This window comes from Candidatus Gracilibacteria bacterium (genome assembly GCA_041660965.1).
Classification (GTDB): domain Bacteria; phylum Patescibacteriota; class Gracilibacteria; order BD1-5; family JAGOOR01; genus JAGOOR01.
Map to the genome: position 1 here is coordinate 23,101 of JBAZVH010000002.1, position 23,988 is coordinate 47,088.

At 39.0% G+C, this 23,988-nt stretch carries 19 protein-coding genes and 1 tRNA gene; 14 read left to right on the plus strand and 6 right to left on the minus strand.

The features are described from left to right. Positions 1-8: 8 nt before the first annotated feature. The 4 genes from WC753_03615 to WC753_03630 all read right to left on the minus strand — a co-directional run bounded on the left by WC753_03615 (position 9) and on the right by WC753_03630 (position 3,968). Positions 9-512, minus strand: a complete 504-nt coding sequence (locus WC753_03615; protein ID MFA6080536.1) for an NUDIX domain-containing protein — start codon at positions 510-512, stop codon at positions 9-11. A 542-nt stretch (positions 513-1,054) separates the two neighbouring features. Further along, the gene (locus WC753_03620; protein ID MFA6080537.1) at positions 1,055-1,264 is read right to left on the minus strand and encodes a hypothetical protein; all 210 of its coding nucleotides are present in this window, start codon (positions 1,262-1,264) and stop codon (positions 1,055-1,057) included. A gap of 332 nt (positions 1,265-1,596) precedes the next feature. Next, positions 1,597-2,295, minus strand: coding sequence for a hypothetical protein (locus WC753_03625; protein MFA6080538.1), 699 nt, complete (start codon positions 2,293-2,295; stop codon positions 1,597-1,599). Positions 2,296-2,345: 50 nt separating this feature from the next. Then, positions 2,346-3,968, minus strand: a complete 1,623-nt coding sequence (locus WC753_03630) for an AAA family ATPase (GenBank protein MFA6080539.1) — start codon at positions 3,966-3,968, stop codon at positions 2,346-2,348. A gap of 157 nt (positions 3,969-4,125) precedes the next feature. On the opposite strand from WC753_03630, the gene WC753_03635 reads away from it, so the two are divergent. Genes WC753_03635 through WC753_03645 form a run of 3 tightly spaced genes read left to right on the plus strand, consistent with a single transcriptional unit; the run spans position 4,126 to position 7,083 of the window. Beyond that, positions 4,126-4,785 carry a hypothetical protein gene (locus WC753_03635; protein ID MFA6080540.1) on the plus strand — a complete coding sequence of 220 codons (660 nt, stop codon included), beginning with the start codon at positions 4,126-4,128 and terminating at the stop codon, positions 4,783-4,785. A gap of 37 nt (positions 4,786-4,822) precedes the next feature. Beyond that, a complete protein-coding gene (locus tag WC753_03640; GenBank protein MFA6080541.1) occupies positions 4,823-6,340 on the plus strand; it encodes an RsmB/NOP family class I SAM-dependent RNA methyltransferase in 1,518 nt (505 codons plus the stop codon). Positions 6,341-6,360: 20 nt separating this feature from the next. After that, the gene (locus WC753_03645; protein MFA6080542.1) at positions 6,361-7,083 is read left to right on the plus strand and encodes a hypothetical protein; all 723 of its coding nucleotides are present in this window, start codon (positions 6,361-6,363) and stop codon (positions 7,081-7,083) included. A gap of 323 nt (positions 7,084-7,406) precedes the next feature. On the opposite strand, the gene WC753_03650 is transcribed toward WC753_03645, so the two are convergent. Further along, complete coding sequence (locus tag WC753_03650) at positions 7,407-7,838, minus strand: hypothetical protein (protein MFA6080543.1); 432 nt, start codon at positions 7,836-7,838, stop codon at positions 7,407-7,409. Positions 7,839-8,220: 382 nt separating this feature from the next. Here WC753_03650 and WC753_03655 point away from each other — a divergent pair, with 382 nt between their 5' ends. The 5 genes from WC753_03655 (at position 8,221) to WC753_03675 (ending at position 13,866) form a co-directional block, all read left to right on the plus strand. Next, positions 8,221-8,577 (plus strand): hypothetical protein, encoded by a 357-nt coding sequence (locus WC753_03655; GenBank protein ID MFA6080544.1) that lies wholly within the window; start codon positions 8,221-8,223, stop codon positions 8,575-8,577. A gap of 509 nt (positions 8,578-9,086) precedes the next feature. Further along, on the plus strand, positions 9,087-9,263 hold the full coding sequence (locus tag WC753_03660) for a hypothetical protein (protein ID MFA6080545.1): 177 nt from the start codon (positions 9,087-9,089) through the stop codon (positions 9,261-9,263). A 57-nt stretch (positions 9,264-9,320) separates the two neighbouring features. After that, on the plus strand, positions 9,321-11,804 hold the full coding sequence (locus WC753_03665; GenBank protein ID MFA6080546.1) for a S8 family serine peptidase: 2,484 nt from the start codon (positions 9,321-9,323) through the stop codon (positions 11,802-11,804). 10 nt (positions 11,805-11,814) lie between these two features. Further along, positions 11,815-12,726 (plus strand): ATP-binding protein, encoded by a 912-nt coding sequence (locus WC753_03670; protein ID MFA6080547.1) that lies wholly within the window; start codon positions 11,815-11,817, stop codon positions 12,724-12,726. Between the two features lie 423 nt (positions 12,727-13,149). After that, positions 13,150-13,866, plus strand: a complete 717-nt coding sequence (locus WC753_03675) for an SHOCT domain-containing protein (GenBank protein ID MFA6080548.1) — start codon at positions 13,150-13,152, stop codon at positions 13,864-13,866. 2,138 nt (positions 13,867-16,004) lie between these two features. Here WC753_03675 and WC753_03680 read toward each other — a convergent pair. Beyond that, a tRNA-Thr gene (locus tag WC753_03680) sits at positions 16,005-16,080 on the minus strand. A 106-nt stretch (positions 16,081-16,186) separates the two neighbouring features. Between WC753_03680 and WC753_03685 the strand changes: the two genes are divergently transcribed. From WC753_03685 to WC753_03710, 6 genes are all read left to right on the plus strand, one after another. Next, a complete protein-coding gene (locus WC753_03685) occupies positions 16,187-16,822 on the plus strand; it encodes a 3'-5' exonuclease (protein MFA6080549.1) in 636 nt (211 codons plus the stop codon). Between the two features lie 104 nt (positions 16,823-16,926). Then, positions 16,927-17,883 carry a protein translocase subunit SecF gene (gene secF / locus WC753_03690; protein ID MFA6080550.1) on the plus strand — a complete coding sequence of 319 codons (957 nt, stop codon included), beginning with the start codon at positions 16,927-16,929 and terminating at the stop codon, positions 17,881-17,883. Position 17,884: 1 nt separating this feature from the next. Continuing rightward, complete coding sequence (locus WC753_03695) at positions 17,885-19,390, plus strand: LCP family protein (protein MFA6080551.1); 1,506 nt, start codon at positions 17,885-17,887, stop codon at positions 19,388-19,390. A 40-nt stretch (positions 19,391-19,430) separates the two neighbouring features. Further along, positions 19,431-22,592: a transglycosylase domain-containing protein gene (locus tag WC753_03700; protein ID MFA6080552.1), complete on the plus strand. Its 3,162-nt coding sequence runs from the start codon at positions 19,431-19,433 to the stop codon at positions 22,590-22,592. A 62-nt stretch (positions 22,593-22,654) separates the two neighbouring features. Next, a complete protein-coding gene (gene rplU, locus WC753_03705) occupies positions 22,655-22,960 on the plus strand; it encodes a 50S ribosomal protein L21 (protein MFA6080553.1) in 306 nt (101 codons plus the stop codon). Positions 22,961-23,040: 80 nt separating this feature from the next. Further along, positions 23,041-23,985: a LysM peptidoglycan-binding domain-containing protein gene (locus WC753_03710; GenBank protein ID MFA6080554.1), complete on the plus strand. Its 945-nt coding sequence runs from the start codon at positions 23,041-23,043 to the stop codon at positions 23,983-23,985. Positions 23,986-23,988: the final 3 nt, after the last annotated feature.

Sequence of the window (23,988 nt, forward strand, 5' to 3'; positions counted from 1 at the left end):
TTAGTTTGTTATGAGTGAAGAGTTTTAGCAATAACTCATTTGAGAATTGGTGTTAGGTTTATTGAACTATAAAATTTTATATCCGGGAGTCGTGATAGCGGTATCCATTCTGCCAGTTTTGCATATTTTTTCTCATCTGCATCAAATCCTTCTGTTGAGAGTTCTCATCCTATGATATGTGCCGTGTAATAGAGTGCAATAGTTTGTGCGTGGATTCATTTTGTTCTCCAGGTAAAAAAACTATTCTCGCAAGTAACGAGAGTATCGAGTTCTGCCTCGTATCCGGTCTCTTCTTTTATTTCTCTCAAAAGACCTTCTTCCGGTGTCTCACCCAAATCAATGCCACCGCCAGGGAGATCATAACCATCCCATTGCGGGGAAAGGAGGATAGTATTATCACGGATAATAATCCCATACGCCGTAGGTCTCCATCGCAATTCTGCGATTGGCACCTCATGATGATGTCCATCTCGGTCAACTGTTGTGACGTGTGTCTGATTCATGGAAGCCATTGTATGAAAAAATAATAAATTAAAAACAATTTCAATTTCCGTTTCCGTCATCCTTTCCCGTCATTCCTGCGTAGGCAGGAATCTACCCCGTTTTCCGTCATCCTAAACTTGATTCCGTCATTCCAGCCAAGTCTGAGTTTATCGAAGACGCGAGGTGGAATCCAGGTGATAACCCATACCGATTCGTTCTGATACTTTTGGCAACAAAGTATCCAAAACTGCCGAAAGCACATAAACTCGCTCGCCAAATCTTCATCTCTTTTCTGTCATTCAGGACGCTCAAACAGTATGTGCTCTCGGACTCTCGTTTCTGTTTATGAGGAGAAAAATAGGATAAATCACACTCTTATTTCCCCCATATCCACGAAAGTGCCTATCTATAAGCGATTCTCACGTATAACTATTTTATACAAAGTGGTCGTTTTGCTCCATTTAAAGGCAAAATCGCAGTTTTTTTCGTCATTTTTTAGAGGATTTTCAGAAATGGCTTCTACAAGCCAAAAGGTGGCGATGAAATTCTCTTTCACGCATAAACCCTGTATTTATGCAAGAGATGCTAGACTGACTTCATCATGGTTTTCATATATAATAGCCGTACAAACTGTTCTTGTGCTTTTGGCAACATTGACTCACTGATTGGAGAGAAGTGTAACGACTTCTCACCGCATTTCAAATAAAAATACAGAGAGAGGGAATTGGTTTACCATTCTCTTTCATTGTTTTTCTATCGATGTCATCTGTTCTCCGCTCATTTTTTCTCTTGGAATTTCCGAGGTAAGGAATGAGCGGGGTAATCGGATTATACGATACGAAGCTGGGTGAAAATGCTTAATTACCGAAGGAAAGTCAAGGCCTCCGCTTCCTGTTTTTGTCGGGGTATGTTCTGTCGTACAGAACGCCTATGTATCCTAGATTCAGCAACAATAGATATTTATATCCTTCTGCTGTAGTCTACGAACACGCAAGAAGTTGTCCGATCCCAAGTTTATTACCAAATAACTTGGGATTTTTTTTGTTTAAAAATATACTTCTACGCTGCCAGTAAATCCTCCGCCAACCTTGCAGTTTGTTTAAAAATATACTTCTACGCTGCCAGTAAATCCTCCGCCAACCTTGCAGTTTGTTTAAAGATATCTGATGTGTGTGATCTGTAGTATTGTTTCTGAGGTGCATTATATGGTGTCTCAGTGAGGAGTGCCGCGATGCTCTTATATGTTGCAGTTGTGTAGTGTGTTGATGTGTATTCGGAGGGGATTTTTAGGAGGGGTGGGATTTGGAAAAATGGTGCTGTCTTAAAAGCAGATCCGTCAGCGAGTTTTTCGAGTTTTCCTTCATAAGCTACCACATATACGTTGCTTCCTACGAGAAAAAGTATCTGAAATACAGCAGACTTTGCAGTAATCTGAATTCGGAAAAATCCTCCTCGTGAAGTATTTCTTGCGTGAGGGAATGTATGGACGATATACTGTTGTGCCAGTGTGGAGATTTCTTGAAGCGTTCTCGTGTGTTTTGCTATGGTAGCAATAATCTGTGAAGCGGCTCATTGGATACCAGTGAGGACATCAGAAAGCCCAATAATAGAAGGAACGACGGCACCGATACCATTTGCGTGTCTATAATCACTTTCGAGTTCTTGCATACGTCCGATACCCATTGGCATATCTACCATTGTATTGGATACTTCATACAAGACACATTCCGACGTGATAGGCATTGAGAGTTTTGTATCAATATGGCGAGTCATCTGATTCGCTTCTCCCAGGAGGGATTGTAATTCTTTCATAATTCATAAAGAAGTATATCTTTACTGATTATTTTGCAAGAGCCAATTTTTTATTCCGCTACTTTCATATCTACGATAGCATCCACTCCAAAAGTCATTTCCTCATCGGTTTCAGTATCATACCCGATTACGCCGAGAAAAAATGCATCGCCCGTGTCGATTTCATCGATACTGTACGGCTTAAATGTGTGTTTGCTTTTGCGACCAGACATCTTATACGTTATCGTGATGATATCGCCATTTTCTATCGCGAGTCTGAGGAGATTCAGGATGCCTTTTTCTGGTTCTGGTTGGGATGATACAAACCCCCCATGCCCCCCTTGACAGGGGGGAGGATTCCCTTTACTCCCTGCTTGTAATCCTCGGACAAAGTCCGCGATTTTATCATCGAGGATAATATGCGACGCACGGAGAGGGCCGACGAGAGAGAGTCCTTCGAGGGTTCTCGCGCGGCTCAGGGCGACGTAGGCCTGACCATGGGCGAAGAGTCCACTGGCTGGGTCGATAACGACCGTATCAAAGGTTTTTCCCTGGCTCTTATGGATGGTTACCGCCCAGGCGAGTTTCAGAGGCATCTGTGCGAAGGAACCGATTTTTTCGCTATCGAGTTCATTTCACGCAGTGGTGTATTTGGTGATTTTCCACGTCTGTGTCGAGACGATGACTTCTTCGCCTTGATTCGGTCCCTCGCTGAGGATCTCGACGAGGACGGTATCGTCTTCAAATCCTACGACTTTCCCCATCGTACCATTTGCCCAGCCAGCATCGAGATTATTTGCGACAAACATCACTTGTGCATTGACCTTGAGACGCAGATGTTCCTCGGTCGGATGTTCTGATGGTCGGAATTCTCCCTTTATTTTTGCAGAAAATGTGTGGATTTTCCCGGGCAGTTTCGCGAGGGCTTCATCGTTGATTTCTTGCACGCGCGCATTGCGACCAGCGAGATAGATACTTCCTTCGGGGAGATTGGCGAGTTCACTCTCATCGATAACGCGCTCATTTATCATCCTGAGTTCTCGGTCTCAGAAGGTGCGATTACGAAACGCATTCAGGAGCGCGATAAAGGTGTTATCTGATTGTCGGTAGACTTTCTCCAGCTCACAATAATACATATCGTGAATTTCCTGCATCACGTGACTATCGAAGAAATACGGGCTCGGATAGACACTGCCAAAATGCTCTTTTTCGCTCACCTGGACGATAGGCGGGAGCTGATAGAGATCACCGATAAATATCATCTGTTTTCCACCAAATGGTTTGGAATTATCGAGCAGAGTTTTCAAGAATATATCGATACAGTCGAGGAGATCGGCACGCACCATCGATATCTCATCGATAATGATGGTGTCAAAAAAACTATACATCCCCGCGAGTCCTGCCTTCTCTGCTTTTTTAGCTTTTTTCTTCGCCTCCATCACAGTGACTGTCGTACTAAATCCGAAAAATCTGTGAATCGTCATGCCTTCGATATTCAGGGCTGCCACGCCGGTTGGTGCGAGCACGGCGACTTCTTTTTTGGTGGTTTTTATAAAGTGTTTCAGGAGTGTCGACTTGCCGGTCCCAGCTCGACCAGTGAGAAATATGGTTTCATGGGTATGCTCCATTCGCTCGAGAATGGCATCGGCGAGAGCGTCAAATCAGAGAGTAGGATATTCTTCAGTTATAGACATACGTAAGACCAATTTTCAAGCAAATTACTTCCTTTTTGAGAGATTTTTAGACTCTTCAAGAGAAGAGTACCACTCTATGAATTTTTCGTTTTTTACAAGGACGTTCGGCGACAGGAGAATTATTTGACATTCTGAAAATAGTTTTATTATACCGTCCATGATAACAACAAAAAGAGATACCTTAGAGTCTACTTGTCTTCCTTCTCTTCCTCGAGCAAAGAGGTCGGATATTATCAATGCTGCTGGGAGTATCTTAGCTGGTCTCCAACTTTTTGCGCAGTCAGACATAAACAAACTAAAACGAGTGTTCCACTGGTGAATAACTCGTGCTCTGAGAGTTCCTTGACTCTTTTGTGAAATACAGGATATTGTCCGACGTAATCGAGAACAAGTCATCTGTTTGTTGCGTTGCGAAAGATGTATGTCGGGGAATATACAACTGGCTAGCACCATTGTTGATGAGATACTAGCATTGACGCCTACTGAAGTAGAGTTTCGTGATGTTTCTCTGGAAGAGAGCGTGCCAGCTTCGTCCTTTGATATCAAAGATGGCCCCAGCAGAGAACAAGAGTATACCCCACTTGTATGTGAATGACAAGAGAAGACGTTTACACTTGTTCAAGGGGGGATACTGAGTATATGCCCGAATGATGCTGGTGAGTATACAATTCAGATAAGTATTGGTTGAGAAGATAAAACACCTGATTCATGCCATCGATACGAAGCTGATGTAGATGTTTCTGGAGGAGGATGGGTGACCATTTATAATCAATATAACGAGATAGAATGGTGATATGCATTTAATAGCCACACATAAAAGGTTTCTATTTTTTAAAACTTGGTAGAATACCCGCATGTCTCGATTTCGCACCTACCTCGAAAACACGTTTCATCTGACTTCCACGGAGTCGGAGGAAGTGATGAGCGCACTCGTGAAGCCACTCAAAAAAAGTATTCGTATCAATACGCACAAAATCAGCCGTGCGGATTTTATCCTCCATGCTCGTGAACAAGGATGGATATTGACTGAGACGGATATCCCTGAAGTCTTTCTCATTGATCGTGAGGATACTTCTCTCGCTCTTGGGCGAACGCTCGAGCACCAAGCGGGATGGTTTTATATCCAAGAAGTAGCGGCGGCACATCCTCCATTTCTCTTAAAAAGAGAAATAATGAAGAATGAAAAAAGCTCTCCCCGTCATTCCAGCCAAGGACGAATGCAATGAGGACGCGAGGTGGAATCCATTCCTGTTTCTGATACAAACGATGACATGGATCCTCGGATCAAGTCCGAGGATGACGGACTTCAGGGGGGAACTATCCTCGATATGTGTGCCTCTCCGGGTGGGAAGACGACACAGTTGGCAGATTATTTTCCTGAGAGTCTCATCATCGCCAATGAAGTCAATCGCTCTCGTACGCCACAACTCTTCGATAATCTCGACAGAATGGGTTACGATAACGTCGCTGTTGTCTCGTGCGATGGGCGTTTTTTCCAAAATTTTCCTGAATATTTTGATACTGTACTCCTCGATGCTCCGTGTAGTGGAGAGGGGACGGCGTTCCGTGATAGCTCTGTGATTGATCATTGGCATGAGAAAAATATTCATCGTATTGCGAAACTCCAAAAACAACTCTTTGAGACAGCGATGACTATCGTAAAACCAGGAGGATTTATCTCATATTCGACGTGTACGCTGAATAAGGAGGAAAATGAAAATGTTATTCTTCTTTCAGAAGAAATACAAAATACAAAAGACAAAGTACAAAATGAAGGAAATATTGGTTTACATGACACACTCAAAACTCAAAACTCAAAACTCAAAACTTCAAAAAGTGGAGCCAATATGTTCGAAAAACTTTTTGAGAAGCGCTTTTGGCCACATATCGAGCATACAGGTGGTTTTTTTGCTTCTATTTTTCGGAAGCAATCTGCAGAGATTCTTCCGCATGAATACCCACTCCTTCCTTCTCAATGACAAACCCCATTTGTACGACCTGCGACCAGGGGGGAGCGAGAGACGGTGGAACGATTTACCGTAAAACATCTCAAAACAGAACTCAAAAATACCCACCTTTTTATTTCCAAGGATGGTGTGTACGCGAATCGTCATAATCTCGGGCCACTGATGCAGTATTTTTTCTTCGTGCATGCTGGGGCAAAGATAGGGACTTTGAAGGGCAATGTATTTACTCCCACACAACATCTCTGGTGGCATCTCGAGGAGACAGCGCAGATACCAGTTATTATCCTAGACGACAAAGAATATGCTACCACAACACATGAGGATGGTTACTATACATGCACTCGTGGAAGAGGTATTATTGGCATAGGCCAAGTATTAAAAGGGAAAATATTGACAAATCTATAAAAATATAGATTATATCTTTTATGGAATCACAACCACGAACTATAGCTAGTGTCTATAAACAACAACCGTGAAATATAGCTGATGCCTATATTCCAGATTATTCTAAGGGAATTGTATATACCCCAGATACACTTACTACTCGGGGGTATAGAGAATATGTGGCGTCTAGAGTTCAACGAGTTCTCGTGCTCGGTGGGACTCACGTGGATTGCAATTGTTCTCCGATTTTCCAGGAAGCACATACCGAGGCGTACCTGCCAGTCTGAAAGATGGGTTTTATTGATCCACTTCAGATATACCGTATTTCACGGAGGCATTTTCGTGTACGACCCAACGCTTGTCTTACGTATCCCAAATTGTCGAGTAATGACTATGCTCAGGCGCAAGAATATATCCAATCATTGTACCAACTGGCTATACAAAAATGATGCAAACAAATGTATTGGGCATATGTCCCAATATCTGAGATGGTCCAAGAACAATTTGCTCTAAAAAATCGACCAGTCGTCGAAGTACAACCAGGTATGTATATTCCTACTACGACTCGTGGAGGAACCTATAGAACATGAGGACCAACGACAGAGATATCCACCAAGCCAGGAAGAATAGAAAGAGTCCCTATTTATTTACAGAGAGATTTTCTCAATCTGAAACATGTTGCCACACTCCCACGAACAAATAAAGAGGAAATACAGAAGTATCTTATCGCGAATTTACCCAATATCTTCCAGTTTTCTGAATAGTTTTAATATAAAAAAAGAACCTCTCTTTTTGCTCCCTCTGTCACACAGTGTGTTCGGCGACGATTGGCAAAAAAAGAGGCTCGAAGATATGTTCCATACTCATATCTCATGTTGGACCATTTCCTACGGTGCTTTTGGGAGATTCACCAGCTCCTGCATTCTGTTCTATCCGAAGACAGAGAGAGTGTGCAAAAAAACGTATCTATTGTTAGGACGTATGGCGACACATAAAACAGTTCAACAATCATATTAAAGCATATAATTGTTTACTTGTCAAATATATTACGAAAAAAATCTAATCCTTAGAGATACGCTCGTACGTATTATCTCATAGCTCTTATACAAATTAACTCAATTCCTGCCTCATCTCTTCTGTTTTTGTGTCCAGTGGCAGCCCTCGTCAATATTTTTTCTAATTCTTGCATTTCGTGAATCGAAGGTACAGATCTTGACGGTCATGCCTTTTGTTTCGGAATTGTTTTTCATGGAGTATCTTTTCTCATTTCTTCATCAGTCATGCATCAAGACAAAAGTCGTATATCTTCTAATATTTTTCCGAGCGATTCAGAATGTCAGTTAGATAGCATTTTCTTCATAGCAGCTTGCCTCGTACTCGTATACCAATTCTGATTTCAATCCACATCAAGACAGCAAATATAATCCACTTTTTGGCAAGTGCTTTTTGCAACATCTCCTATTGATCAGAGTACAACATGCACTTCAATTTCTCCGGATTGTAATAAAAACTCATTCATAAAAGATATTTTAATGGAGCCATCCGCCTAGGCGGAGATTTGAACCTGAGACCAGCGAATGCCTTGATCGGCATTCCGCGTGGCAATGGGCGAGGGTGAAATACCTTAAATGGAGCTCTAACATGGGCACATAGTTGAACTCTTTTGATCAAGTTTATAGAGAACTATGATAGAGTAAGGGAAAAGCATCTTCTCACGGAACAATTTGCGTTTAGTCATTATGATTAGTTCACTCATTCTCAAATGGTTGCACCCTTTTTATATAAAAGAAAATCACTATTTTATATATTCCAATAGGGTAATTGAAATAGTGTCTTTCTCTCTCATAAATTAACTTTCTAAATATCAAAAACTGTTATAATGATTATTATCTTATTTTACTATGACCTCCATCAAACAAATCAATGCAAACAGACAGAATGGTAAGCTCTGAGGAGTCAAAACTCAGCAAGGGAAGGATATCATAAGGACCAATGCTTTAAGGCACTGAATTACATCAAATTTACTCATTGATCCTCAGGAGCAAGCCATATTGGATCAGATTGAAGAGACTCTCATAGAGGAATACCAACCTATAGGTAGTATGGAACACTTTTTAGTACACAGAATCGCCCTCTCTATGTTTAGACTTCAGAGATGCTCCAGACTTGAGGACCACTATTTCTTCACCGCAAATGAAGAACATCAGAAGTGACAAATAACGGGGAGAGTACTTTCTGAATCAGAGCTCTGCGAATAACTATTTCTAATATGAAACCAACAAAACCAACTAAGTATGATATAGGTACTTCTCAAATGAGCGGATTTGAGATTTTATCACGGTATGAGACAAGTATACTCAATAATATGTATAGATGCGTACATGAGCTTCAGAGGCTACAATCTGAACGAATAAAAGTTGACCATACATAAGCGGTTTTTTGTAGCATCTCATTTACATAAGATAAAAACTTGTATTATCCTGTAATGTCATACATAGAGAAACATCTCCTACAACAGGAGGAAATTAGGTTCACAACTACACCTTCTAAAAGGCGTAATATTTTTATGTACGCAACAATTTTCTTTATTTTTTTGATGGGCGTGATAATGTTTTTTACAGATGCATGGTGGCTAACAATATTATTTATATTTTTTGTCATAGTACTTCTATTCTATACATTTCCTATCCATTATGAGGAATATTCTGTTACAAATAAACGAATAGTTCTTAAATACTGATTTATCCGTACCCATGCAACAGAGATTATGGCAAAAGATATAGTTACTATGAGTATCAATAGGGGAATTTTTGATGTATTTTTCAAATCAGGACAGATGGTCCTCATAACCAATAGTTGAAATAGGATATCGTTTGATTCAGTCGATAATTATGAAGAATTCAGGAGTGCAATTTATGCTCTTCGTGAAGATAAAGAAAGATAAATTGGGTTTGTTTGGTAATATTATGTTAATTGTTATAATCTGATAAATCCTATCGGCATGACTCCTGAAAATAAATTTCATCTATGTAATCCTCAAAGGCTACCTAAGTCTAAAGATGGTATAAGTCTTTGGAAGGGCAAGAAAATGACCTTTCCTTCTGGTAAAGCTAACACTGAGGATGAAGATGAAGACATTGAAGAGACTACTGAAGAGAAAAATTACATTTTCATGAGGCGGACATTGGCAGAAAGTTTATGAAAGGGGAGGGAGGTCTATTCTGCTAGATACAGTGATAGATTTTTAACTAAAAGAAAAGAAATTAACCAAAAACCAAAGATTTATATCAAATCGAATGTATTTAACTTGATCAAGACCTGAACACCATTTTTTGATGATCTGAAGCTAAAAGCTGTGAAATTTGATCCATTACTGAAGCAATATATTTTTGTTCAAAATGTTGAGGATTTCCATATTTTTGAGAGAAAAATAGAGGAATTTATAAATGAGGAGCCAGATTGGAAACAGACTGTAGTTTTGATTAAGGATTTCGAGATTTTCACCGCACAGGACAGAAAAGACAGTAACTATCTATACGCAGAGGGGGGAAGAAATGTAGATCTAAATATCAAGATTTTTCAAGATGCAAATCCTGAAGAGATCCTAGAGGTTTTTAGAAACCTTGGCATACCAAGCGAAAATATAATTCAAAGTAATACAAAAACATTTACTATCAAATCGGGAAGTATTGATGAGGATGCCTTGGAAATAATCTTTCAGTGTTGTGATTCTTTGGAGCGAATCGAAGGTAAATCTATATATGAAATTGGTCCAGATGGTCTGATGAAAGCTATAGAACTCCCCTATTATCCAGAGGTTGATATGACGACTACCCCTGAGAATATCGCTTGTGTTATAGACTCTTGAATTCAAAATATAGATTCCTATCAAAGCATTATTGATACCACGCCTTGAATAAATTTTGCCTGCAATTATGGAAATCCATTAGAAGATGCGATGGCTCCTTGCGGAGGACATTGAACTTGTGTTGCTTGAATTGTTGCATTTGGTAAACAAATTTTCAGAAAAAAACAGAAATTGGACCCAATTTGCAAAATTTGTTCTATCAAAATCACTATTCCTACATTTGAAGAAGATGAAGTGATAAATAAAATGATAGAACTTCATACTAGCTTCTGAGTTAGTGTCTTCAATCTATCATTTGGAGAAAAAGGAGCATCAAAAGATAATCAATATCCAAATAGTTTTACTAGTAAGTTGGATGAAATCATGCATAGATATGACTTAATATGTGTTATTTCAGCATGAAACCTGAAGTACCCCCCAGAAGAGACCAAAACTAAATTGTATGATAATTATCCTCGTATATGGCAGAGTGACGAGGCAAATATCCCTCATTTGGCATGTAGTATAAACTCCTTGGTGGTTGGTAGCCTTTGACACTGGAAGGATGAATTTTGAAGTGATTGAGACTTTTTTGTAACTTCACATTCCAGAAAGAGCCATATATCTATACTAGATAAAAGGCATTGATATTGGCATTATTCCCAGAAACCTGATTTGGTAGTGTTTTGAGGGGATAAACTTCAAAATAAACCGTTTTATACATTTTGATCTGAGGGGTCTATTGTAACAACTGCATGAACTAGTTTTGCAGCACCCTACGTCACTCACTTACTTTTACTTCTAAAGGATTTATATAGAGATTTAAGAATGCAGACCCTAAAAGCTCTAATCTTATTGAATACAACTGTTCCATCAAAATCTATTTGTGATTATTATTTCAAGTGACATGGTATTTCTCATAAAAAGATATATGGAAACTGATTTTTGTGAGAACATTGAGCAAACTGAGAAGAAGAGGTAAAATTACTTTATTCTAATGATGATTGTGTAAACATTATTATTGAAGATGAGATTGATTTTTCAAATTATGACGCTAAAAAATGATTTCCATTGTGTACCTGGAATTTGAAAATACCAAACCTTGAAGATTTAGTAAAATATAATAATAGAAATAGTATAGCAATTAAGGCTGTGTTGTGTTATAGCCCGCATATAAACAGTGAAGGAGAAATTTATTCAGACTATAATACCTGTCATATATGATTCATGATTCATAGCTGAGGAGCCACTTTAGGGGAAATAAAAACGCAACCAGGAGTGAGTAACCTGGAGGCAGAAAATATGGGAAACATGGACAAAAAGACTTGGTCTGATACACCAGGAAGGAATCAAATGTGGAATAATGCACAAATGAAATTTTTTAGAATCAATAGAAAAAACTATAAAACATTTGTGGATTGATGAATTCAGATTACAATAAAGTCACGTATTAAGGATAGTAAGGAGGCTGAGGAATACTACAAGAGAGTAGGGAGACAGACATTTTCTCTTGTGCTCCAGATTAAGGATGAGTGAATCAAGGAGGCATGAGAGGTATGAATACTATATGAATCGATTAAGAGTCTTAACAACTTAAAATTGGCAAATGATGTAAGCTTAATTGCAGAAGTGCACTAAATTCAAGATTATGATCTTCGACAAAACACATAAAAATGTACAAGATGTTTATAGTCTTCTTCGTGATTCTAAAAGATCTAATGGGGGAAGTAACGATATTGGCAGTGTCAAAACTCCCAATATCTCCAATTCAATCTTTATTACAGATTTTCCAAGTCCCATTAACGATGTTTTTCATATAGGTAAGAATGGATATAAATTTTCTGATATTGTTTTGCCAAAAGAAATAGAAGAAGAGATACAGAATATTGTATTTGAACACAAAGACGAAGATTTTTTTGTGAGTATGGGCTTGATGCCAACAAATAAAGTTCTTTTTTATGGTAGTCCATGATGTGGTAAAACCATGCTCACTTATACCCTGGCACAAATGTTAAGAAGAGAGCTTAAAATAGTTAACTTATCTAAGCTAGTTTCTTCACATCTCTGAGAAACTAGCAATAATTTAGCTAGCATTTTTTCTAAGTACGGGAATAGAGACACGGTCCTCTTTATTGATGAGTTTGATGTAATTTGACGCCTAAGAGGTGACACAGGTAATGATCATAATGAAATGAAAAGAATTGTTAATACTTTACTTCAACTTATCGATTTTTTCCCATCAGAAGGATTTTTGGTTTTTGCTACTAACAGTATAAAAATTATTGATGAAGCCCTTCTAAGAAGATTGGATAGAGTAATTGAAATACCATTGCCCAATCCATCATGAATACAGAAATATTTGAAGTTAAAAATGGCTCGGTATAATGATTTGATTGGAAAAATTGACTACAAAGAATTATCCAAAAGCTATTCCGGCTCTTCATTTAGTGAAATACAAAGACTTTTGCAGAAAAAAATAAAAAATAAAGTTATACAGCAAAGAAAGAGCGGGGTTATAGTGAAAATCAGAACAGAAGATTTAGAAAAAAATCAGGAATAATTTTTAGTCTTGCAAAAGTTGTTTTTTGGCTATCATAAACAAGCCAGAATCTTATTTATTTAACTTACTTTTTTAGTGTACTCATAGACAATAGAAAGGGGGGATTATATCCTCGCCTCCTTTGCTGTCTATGACACTAAATGAGTAAGATTCTGGCGAATCAATGAGGATTGATCTCCCCTTTGTTTTCGCCAGAGCTCAAAATAAAACCCTTTTGGCACTTTCTTCGGAGAGTGCTTTTTATAAAAGAAAGCCTCTCTATTATCTTCTTACTTTCTATTTATGAAAGATAGGCATGTAGCAGGTTTCTTGGCTCTATTCCTTTGAGGTATAGGGGTCCATAAGTTCTATATTGGTAGGATATGACAGGGTTTTCTCTATTTAGCATTCTGCTGGACCTACATCCCCCTGATATTCTCTATCATGGATGCTATTTATTACTTCAGATTCAAGTCAAATGAGGAGTTTACTAGTAAAGTATGCCCAGCACCTGAAAACAAGGCTCCTAGAGTCAATAAACTGGATGAGCTTAAGAAACTCAAAGAATTACTGGATATGAAAGCTATCTCAAAAGCTGAGTTTGAGGCTGAGAAGAAAAAAATTATTGCAGAGTCTCCAGCAAAATACACCTCCCAAAAGCCTCTCTTACAAAAAACAGAGATCAAAAAAAGTTCACTTCATATCAGTGATAAAAATTCTTGGATAGTTCTGGGATGTTTTTTGTTGTGAACGCTGATTTTCTTGGTTATTGTGGTAAATAAAGTGAATCCAGGCGGTAATACTCAAACACCTAACACAATAGGTTACACACTGATCAAGGATCCAAATCATTCAACAAGGGATCTTTGTAGAAAAGAGCTTGAAAAGAGAATTAAGAACATGAGTCAAACCGAAATTGCTTTTGAAGATATACGAGCGTATAATAATAAGTATGTTTTAGAGTGACTGATTCAGAAAAAATGACCGATTCCTTCTAGAAAGACCTATAGCCAGAATCTCCTAAATGATGCTAACTGTTTAGAAAAAGAGAAATCCGTTTGTCATCTCACGGCACAAACCGTTTATAATTGTGTAATACCATCAGACCAAAATTGAGTAATAATTGGTCCAACTGTCCTGAAATTTGATATGGCTGAATAATTTTATAGCTTTCTCAAGAAGATACATATACTACTAAATTGTTGGAACACCTATTCTCTCCATTTCTATTCACTTATTCGTGGTGTTTAAGTGAGTGAAGATAGAGCGAGTAGGTGTTGCGATTTTAACACCACACATATGCAAACACCACACAATACAAAGAGTTGAGATAAAAATAAACTCTCAAAAACTACTCCATCTGGGAAAGCAGAGCATGTATTTGCATACATGCGAAGAAGTACTAAAAAAGAAGAACAGTCAGAGAGTCTTTTGCAACAAGCAGAAGGTATCAAAAATATTGCTAATACACTTAATATTAGCCTCAATGATATTCGTTTTTTTACGGAATCACGAAGTGGTTTTGAAAATAGAACCAGACAAGAATGGAATAAAATGATAGCAGAAATAGACGAGCTTGGAAAAAGGGGTGAAAAGTGTACTTTATTGTGTAGAGATAGTTCTCGTTTGTCCCGAAATTCTAAGGATAATAGAGCTATTGCTGATAGGCTTTTCTGAGATAATGATTTTTATAAGAAACCAGTTATTGAAAATATCTATATGCTGGATGACGGTGTGAGTTTGCTTTCATGGGACCGAAGAACGGATAAAGAGTCGATTATATCCGAATTGCACAATAATTATATGTCGAGCCTCAGTACGAAGAAAAAATCACATGTGGGGAAAATAATAAAACTTGAGGCTTGAGAGTATACTATGAAGGCACCTTATTGACTTAAAAAAGTGAATTACAAAGGGAATCCTCGTGAGCACAAAAAACAATCCACCATCCTTGCACAGAATGAGCTTATGCCCCATATAAGAAAAGTTTTTGAGATGAAAGTGGCATGAAAGACCGCTAAAGAGATGTCTAAATATCTGAAACAATACGGAGGATTTTATATTAGTTCCAAGAAAATTGTAGAGACTATTATTTCAAATACTGTATATAAGGGGTGGTATACTGATCCAGCTTCAGAGAGGGTTTTTAAGATAAAGTTTTGGGAAGAGAAAACGCCCATTGAGGAATCATTATGGCAGAAAGCAAATGATACAGTCTGAAAGCGTGGAAATGGTTTTTGAAAATGACAAAATGAGCATTTGTTTGTTGGGAAAATCAAATCTGATATATGAAGTACTTTTCAAGTCTATATTGCAACCTGAAAGACATGAAAAGGGAAACATTATAATTATAAATGAACTACGAAAAATAAAGACTGAGAAACTACGAATATTTACATATCTGAGACAAATATATTGGAATATTTGGTGCAAGAGATTAGAAAAGTTGCAGATGCAATTATGTTAAGAATTCAGCGTATAGAGGAGGCTATTATTGTAAGAAATCTCCATGAATCTTTGAAAAAAGAAATCAAAATGATTCCTGAGATGGTCGATATGCCAGACGAAGAGTTAGATATGCATGTAAATAATCTTATTTTGGAATTTGAGAACTATATCACAGGTAAAGGTATCTCTGCTCCACTGTCGGGGTTAGGTGCTCTGTTCTTTGACTTTTGGCAGTGGAAAACAGGTAGAAATTATTCTCAAGATGAAAAAAATATTGTTGACCTTTGACTCACGAAAGATAAGGTCCAACGCATCAATGATGATCGGTTTGGTCATACGAAAGATCTAAGAGCTCTTTTAGAAACAAAAATACAATTGAGGGATGAGATCATATCAGAAAGTCTAGGGTCTTCTTCATATCTTCGAGACCTACAAAACGAGCTAGAATTACAGCAAAAGGGGATTGACCAATTACAAGAACAAAAGAAACAACTTGAAAAGGATTTAGAAGGCGTATACGAGAAGTGTTATGACCAAGGATATGACAAATCTTTTGCAGATAAGCAGTCTCAGAAGATCCATGAAAGATTAGATTGACTAAAAAGAACTATAGATGAACTCAAAAATAATGAGACTCTTCATGCTACATTACAAAAATTACCTACTATACTCGCAAAAATAGTTGAACTCAGTTCAGGAGCTCTTTGAAAAGCCAAAATCAAAGAGAGTAGACAAGAGATAAAACTCATACTTGAGATTATTGCAGTTGAACTCCAGATAGACAACAAAAAAGAGCTTAAAATAAAGCTCTTTGAGGGTCTCGAGGATGTGCTGGAGATGAAAAATGAGAATGGAGCCACCATCGGGATTTGAACCCGAGACCTCAGCCTTACCATGGCTGCGCTCTACCGACTGAGCTATGATGGCACGTAATTTCGCAGAGCGAAATAATGAAGAATGAAAAATGAAGAATGAATAATTCCTCAATTTCATACTCGCGATTATAGGAGTGGAGAGTAAAAATCAAAATTTTTTGCATTCTCTCTCTTTTTGATACAATGCCGCTATGAAGGTATTTGTTTTTGACACTGAAACGACTGGTTTTGTAGAGCGAGAAGGACCACTCGAGATACAGCCCTATATCATCCAATTTTCTGGTATCCTGCTTGAGATGGGTACTGATGGCGTTTTGACCGAGATTGATCGCATCGATGAATATGTGAAGCCACCGATTTCGATTCCTTTTGGGGCAAGCCAGGTGCATCATATCTATGATGCTGATGTGGCAGATAAGCCCACGATTGCCGAGAGTATGAATCGTTTTCTCTCCTATCTCAATGATGCCGATATCGTCGTCGGACATAATATTGAATATGATGAACAAGTTCTATATTACGAGCTTGAACGACTCAATAGAAGAGGGGATTATAGCCCCAAAAAAACACTCTGTACTATGAAAGAAACAATCGAATTTTGTGCTTTTCCTGGTCGTGGAGTTGGGTATAAATTCCCAAAATTGAATGAACTCTATAAAAAACTCTTTTGAGACTTTTTTGAATGAGCACACAGTGCTATCTACGATGTCGAAGCGACGGTTCGCGTTCTACAAGAATTGATAAAACTCAAGGTCATTAAATTAAAAACAAACGCTATTTTACGACTCTTTTAGAGACGTCGTATGCGAGAGAGCAAAATCCTCTCTAGGCAAGAATATTTTGCTTGCGATTTGGGATAAAAATCATACACTCCCCACATTACTTTTAATTTCACTGTATGCACTTTATTCATAACCGCAAGATATTTTACACTATCTCCGGGACCCTTATCCTACTTTCTTTTGTTGTTTTTTTCTTCGTTCCCAAAAATTTTGGTATTGATATGACTGGGGGATTACAAATAGAATATAGTACCACTGTGATGCCAAGTGAGGAGAAATTGGCTGAAATAAAAGATCAGATACTCGAAGAATATACTTTCGAAGGAAAAAGTGTTCTCTCTGAAGTCAATGTGTACCCAGTGAATGTGAATTTTATCCGTGCTGATATCGGTCTCAATGCTGAGGCAGATAAGGCGCAAGCTGAAAAAAGAACGGCCGATGTTCGCAGTAAAATCCCAGAGATTTTTAACAAAAATAAAATTCCGGTTACAGAAGCATCATTTATTTCTGTCGGACAATCATTTGGTAAATTTGTATTGGATCGTGCTATTCTTACCTTGATCGTCTGTTGTGTCGGTATTGCTCTCTATATTATGTTTGCCTTTCGAAAGTCTATCGAAGGTATGCCAAGTTCAGTTTTTGGAGGTATTACCCTGGTGACACTCCTTCACGATGTCACCATCGCTCCTGCTATATATTTGCTCCTCAGTATCCCATTTCCTTTTTTGAAAATTGATACCTTTTTTGTGACGGCTATTTTGACGATTTTGGGGTATTCTATCAATGACACTATTGTGATCTTGGACCGAGTCAGATCAGAGTATCATCATCGTAAACCCACTGATAAAAGAAGTGATAAGCAGGTCTTCGAAGACTCTATCCAGATCAGTCTCTGGCGTTCTATTTTGACTTCTATGACGCTTACATTGGTCTTGATAGCGATGCTCTTTTTTGGACCAGAAGCACTCTATGGTTTTGTTACCTTGATGCTTCTCGGTACTCTCGTGGGAACATACTCGTCTATTATGATCGCGGCGCCACTTGTTTATGACATAAAGATATCACGAAAATAGTATGATAAAGAAAAAACGCTTTCGTCCTCAAAAAAATAGCATTCTTTCCTCTCAAAAATGAGAGAATATTGAGAATGGAATGAAAGAGGATACTTCTCCAAAACATCACACACAGCATCAGCTTGAGACAATAGTCACGAATGTCTCAAAAACGTATGCAAAGCATAAAAAGAATAGTGCTTTAAAAAATAGTATCTTTTTTATTGTGCTGTTTGTGTTGCTCTTGACGAGCGTTGCGTGGACTCTGCCTCGTGTTCTCTCTTTTCGTTTTGATTCATTTGGCTCTCTGATTTCAGAGCTCAATCCTCGTGAACTTCTCGTACCAGAAAATACAGAACTCAATGTCCTCGCGCTCGGGGTAGGAGGCAATGAAAATGCTGCCCCCAATCTCACAGATTCTATCACATATATACATTATGATGGCAAAGACCCTGCCTCGGTTACGACCATATCAATACCGAGAGATCTTTTTGTCAATTCTCCTACTCTGGGGAAAGTGAAGATCAATTCAATCTATACCCTCAATAGGAAAACACTCTGAGAAGCAGCAGCGTTTCAGCAACTCATGGACATCGTGTGAACTATTGTCGGGAAAGAGATCACCCAGTATGTTTTGATTGATTTTGATGGATTTCGTCGACTGATAGACGCGGTGGGAGGTATCGATATCGATGTACCAGAACGTCTCTATGATGCTGCGTATCCGACGCGAAATTGGGGGTATACTGTTGTGGATATTCCAGTTGGTTTGCAGCATTTTGATGGAGATAAGGCCCTCAAATATGCGAGAAGTCGTCATTCTACGAGTGATTTTGATCGGTCAAAGCGGCAACAGTTGGTGCTCGGCGCTTTGCAAGCAAAAATGCTTTCTGCGAAAATCCTCACTTCTCCAAGAAAAATAGAAGGTATTTATTCTGTACTCTCTGATTCTATCAAAACAAATGCCTCTCTGACAGATATGGTGAAAATGGCAAAAAAAGCAGCAGCATTTAATCGGGAGAATCTGACAGGGCATATCCTGGATGAATCCTGTTTTGATGCTTTGCGATTGTGTCATCCTGGTGGTCTGATGTATGGTCCGAGTCGTGATCTCTTTGGAGGGGCCTCTGTAGTTTTGCCACGATGAGCGAGCTATGCAAATCTTTCTGTGTATTCAGATATTAAGACTTTTGCACATATTGTGACGACATATCCAGAGCTCACGAAGGCTCAACCGCTTGCCATCGTGAATGCATCTGGAAGAACCAATCTGGCCTATTCTACCGCTCTTAGACTTCGATCACTCGGTTTCCCTGTCGATGAAACCCAACTCAAAAATGCACCAGAAAAAGTGGAAAAAACTTATTTACGATACAATTCTTCCTTTATTCAAGCAGATGATCCCTTGCTCGAAGCCCTTTCAGTCTTATTCTATGGGGAGAAAAGACCTGCTACTTCGGAGGAACTCCTCACCATGGTAGAACCATATGAGCTCGTTCTCGGATTTGATGCTACTAGCTACTTTTAGTTTTCCAAAAATAATCATAACCATTTTTTAAATTATTTGTATGCAATCTCGACGACACTATCTCCACAGGAAGCTCTTTCTCTGAACTTCTCGCTGGTATCGTATGAGACATTTCGCTCAAGAACCACGTGTACGACTCTGGGGTGGTATTTCTCTTGCCTTTTTGGTATTGCTCTTTTATTTCACATTCCTTTTTGGGATGCCGTCTCTCTCAGGAATTCAGACAAACTTTAAAGAAAGCAGCATCATCTATGACAAAGAGGGTGGACAGCTCTACACATTTTATGGGGGCGATGAAAATCGCCAGTATGTTCCCTATGATCAGATCAATATCCGTATGACTCAGGCTATCGTCGCTATGGAAGATCAGCGTTTTTTTTCCAATATTGGTTTTGATTTTTTTGGTATCGCTCGTTCAGCTATTACGTGTGCAGCTGGTGGACAGTGTGGAGGATGATCTTCTCTGAGTCAACAACTCATCAAAAATACGATTCTCTCCAATGAACGTACGTGGAGACGAAAAATTCGAGAACTTATTCTCGCACTTCAGTTGAATGTACGATACTCAAAGGAAAAAATCCTTGAGCTCTATCTCAATAAGATTTCTTTTGGTGGAAATTCCTATGGTATCGAACAGGCATCGAGACGTTTCTTCAGTAAGACAGCCAAAGACCTCACTATTTTAGAATCTGCGATTTTGGCATCACTTCCGAAGTCGCCAACCGCCTTTAATCCCTACACAAATCGGGATAGATTGATGGGATATGTCTACTTTATGGAGCCAAAGGAGTCAGGAGTTGATACAGAAAAACAAATAGACAGCGTCAGTGCGCCACAATCATTCGAGCTTTTCAAAAAATCATTCGCTCGTATCATCTGGAAATCTGACGGTGGATCGATAGAAGCATGTGGCCTGGATGCTTTTCAGCTCAAATCACCATACAAAAAAGATTCTGATGCGTGTGAAAAAGTTTCACAATCAGAACTCATGGAATTTCTCAATAGTCTCCAAATCAAAACTCCACCCAATGAAGCTGGTGTTGCGACTATTTTGGAATATCAAGCAGGCCGTAAGGACCGTGTACTCATGCGTATGCTCGAAGACGGATATATCAGCGACGTGGAATATGGTGCTGCTGTTTCAGAGGGGATAGGATTTGCTTTTGCAGATCCAAAGGAATCTATTCGATATGCGCATTTTGTCTTCTATGTTCGAGAATATCTCGTGAATATTTTTGGGGAAGAGCTTTTTGAACAAGGAGGACTCAAGATCTATACGACGCTTGATCCAAAACTCCAAGATAAGGCCCAGGAACTCATAGATTCCTACGCAAAAACAACTTTTAAGAGTTATGGTATCAATAATGGCGCTCTTGTCTCGCTGGATTCGGTCACTCGCGATATTGTAGCGATGGTGTGAAGTCAGGATTATTCCAACAAAGATATAGATGGTGAAGTGAATATTATCACTTCTCTGAAACAACCAGGATCGAGCATGAAACCCCTGATTTATGCCCGAGCATTTGAAAAAAATAATCTCAGTACCGATACGCCTATTTTTGATGTGGAGCAGGATTTTGGGAACTATAAACCGAAGAATTTTGATGGAAAATTTCTCTGACCGATGACCCTTCGTACCGCGTTAGATGCTTCTCGAAATATTCCCGCTATTAAGATGTGGTTTATGGCCACAAAAGGTGATGAAAAAACCAGTGTTCAGCAGGAATATGACCTCGTGGAGTATCTCCAAAATATGGGGCTTACCACGATTCTGAAACAACCACAAGATAATCTCTACGGACCACCTATTGCCCTCGGTTCTGCCGAAGTTCGTCCGCTCGACTTTTCTGCTGCGTATGCGGCCTTTGCAAATAATGGTCAGTATCTCCCACCTAATCCTATTCTAAAAATTATCGACACGAAAGGGAATGAAATTCCTCTGGAAAAACCAGAGCCAAAGCAGGTGATAAAGTCTGGTGCTGCCTATATGATCACCCATATCCTCTCAGATAGTGAGGCTCGTCCAGCGGGATGGAATAGTTTTCTCGCACTCTCGGATGGGAGAAAAGTAGCCGTCAAAACAGGGACATCGAGCAAAAAGGTGGGGGAAAATACGCTCCCACGAGATCTCTGGACCGTCGGCTATACTCCACAGTATACAACAGTGGTGTGGACGTGAAATACGGATGGTAAAGCGGCAGCAGCTCGTGCGAGTGGCATGGAATCGAGTGCTCTTATCTGGAAAAAATTTATGGAATTTGAGCACACTAGTCTTCCAAAGGTTGACTTTGTCCGCCCAGATGATGTCTCTGGAAATGATAAATTCCTCTATATTGATGGTCAAAAACCAGAGATTCTCGGTTCTTTTTCTCCTGAAAAAATACAGGTAGACGTTCTCTGTAATGGTAAGGTCAATGAAAAAACCCCCAAAGAATCTATCCGTGATGCCGTTGTCCTCAATACTGCCTTTCCTATAGAGGATTCCTATCCAGGATGGCGTGTACCCGTAGATGCATGGCTCGGCAGTGATGCAGGACGCACCTATTTGATTGACAAGCTCGGAGTCACGGAAAATATGCTGACCGTCGTGGCTCCTCCTGAAAATATCTGTGATCGTCCGAGCGAGAGTGTACCTCAGTTCACGTCAAATCTTTCTGATGGTATAGAGCTCTTTTCAGGTATGTATCCTCTCGAAATCGAATTTCAATCCGAGCATCCGATGAAAGAAGTGCGTATTTCCATCAATGATGTCTTTTATCGTTCTGTCAGTATCAATGATATCAAAGATGGGAAAGTAAAAGCAGAGTTCGGTATAAGTATCAATGATGGTATTGACCAGGTGGTTACTGTTAGTCTCGTAGATACTTACTGATTCAGTAGTTCACGAAATTATCGTGTCAAAATTCTTGATCAAGATATTATACCGCCTGTTATTATCACAGAAAACCCCGATCAAATCACAGTAGTTTCCTGAGCATTATTGAAACTCTCTGGTACTGTGCAAGATACTAGCGCTATTTCAAAGATACAGATTTTTGTGGACGATATCATCTATGGTACGCTACAAGACGTCAAAAAGTATGCCTTTTCTCTCCAAAGTCCTTCTGAAATAGATGTTGGTATCCATAGTGTCAGAATTCAGGTAACGGACTTTCAGAAAAATGTTACAACGCATATACATACGGTCACTGTCAAGGAGTAGAAAAAAACTTGCAAGATAAAAAAAATCCATACAATGCAGACATTCCTTTCCTATATTTATTTATGATAGCAGTTATTGAAACAGGTGGTAAGCAATACATTGTCAAAAAAGGCGACGTATTTGTCGTAGATCGTCTTGATGAGACGCTTGACAGTCATACATTTACTCCGCTTCTTGTCTCTGATGGGACCGATACACAAGTGGGGGCTCCACTTGTGGATGGAATGAAGGTCGTATGTGATGTTTTAGAGCATGTTCGCGCTGATAAAGTCAGAGTCTTTAAAATGAAATCAAAAAAACATTACCACCGCACACGTGGCTTCCGTGCTTGTCAGACACAACTCAAAGTTGTATCTATTAGTGCGTAGTTTGTTTCTTAAAATCCCATTTGTTTTCTCGTATTCTCAATCATATTTCTTCTCGTGGACGCAGAGTCAAGAGAGCGCGTATGAGGAGATTAAAAGTATCGAATACTTTCTTTATCGTCGTACTCATCGGTATTCTCCCGGTCTATCCTGTTTTTGGGAGCGTACTCTATAATATATCATGAGGAGTACGAAATTTTCCTATTGATCAGGCAACTATTTTGACCGATGATTATGATCGAGAAGACGCTGCATTTATCTCATCTGATATCCCTCTTGATGCGAGTCATGAGTGGGCTGATCGTACAGAGATTATCGTCTATACTGTACAAGAAGGAGATACTATTTCCCAATTATCTCACGACTTTCATCTTACGAGTTCGACGCTCCGTTGGGTCAACGGTCTGTCTACGAATGTACTCCGTATCGGTCAAAAACTTGTCGTCCCTCCAGGCGATGGATATGTATACACTGTCAATGCTGGTGATACGATCGAGAGCATTACAAAAAAATATGCTGTTACCACAGAGATAGTACGCAAGAATAATCCACATATTTCTGATGGTGTAAAGCCCGGTATTTTGCTCTATTTACCAGGATTGAAGCCACCTGTGACGGTTTCCCAGAATACAGACAATAAGGCATGAAGCAGTCAGGTATCTGTAAAATATGTACCTAAGCTTCTTGCGCCAAAATGACGATGATTTGTTCCTGGTCATTGTACGTATTTTGTCGCAAAATACTGGAATGTGAATTGGCGATGACATGCGAAAGATTGGTATAAAAATGCTCAAAAAGCAGGATATAAAACAGGCAAAAGTGCACAGCCATGATCCATTGTGGTCTGGTATGGACCTGGATATAATCTCTCATATGGTCATGTTGCGATCGTATTAAGTGTCAATCGTGATGAGGGTACTATGGTGGTGAAAGACATGAATTATACGGGGCTTTGGAGAATCACGACTCGTACAGAAAAACTGAATAATAAATATATTATTGGGTTTATTTATAATGAAAAAAAATAATAT